This window comes from Acinetobacter sp. ABJ-A23_2, assembly GCF_044538765.1.
Taxonomy (GTDB): domain Bacteria; phylum Pseudomonadota; class Gammaproteobacteria; order Pseudomonadales; family Moraxellaceae; genus Acinetobacter; species Acinetobacter nosocomialis_A.
The window spans coordinates 1-225 of sequence record NZ_JBIUCP010000144.1 but is presented as its reverse complement, the minus strand read 5'-3'; the positions used below and the strand labels follow the sequence as shown (position 1 = coordinate 225).

Sequence of the window (225 nt, the reverse complement as noted above, 5' to 3'; positions counted from 1 at the left end):
CACCCAGATTATTAGCTGTACTGTTGCCCAAGGCATCGGTCTTGTTGTTGCTTGACGTACTTAACGCATCAAGCTGGCCTTTGTTTACTGCATCAGTAGCATTGGTGCCTGCTGCTACGTTACTGATTGTGTTGCCTGCAGCATCAATACCAGTCTTGGTCACACTTGGTCCACCAGTGATGGTTAAACCATTCGTATCCAGCTTACTGTCCCCTGCCGTTACAC

At 48.4% G+C, this 225-nt stretch carries 1 protein-coding gene; it reads right to left on the bottom strand.

What is annotated here, in order from left to right:
• Positions 1–225: hypothetical protein (locus tag ACH63V_RS18240; protein WP_396464338.1), on the bottom strand; the 225-nt coding region annotated here is incomplete at both ends.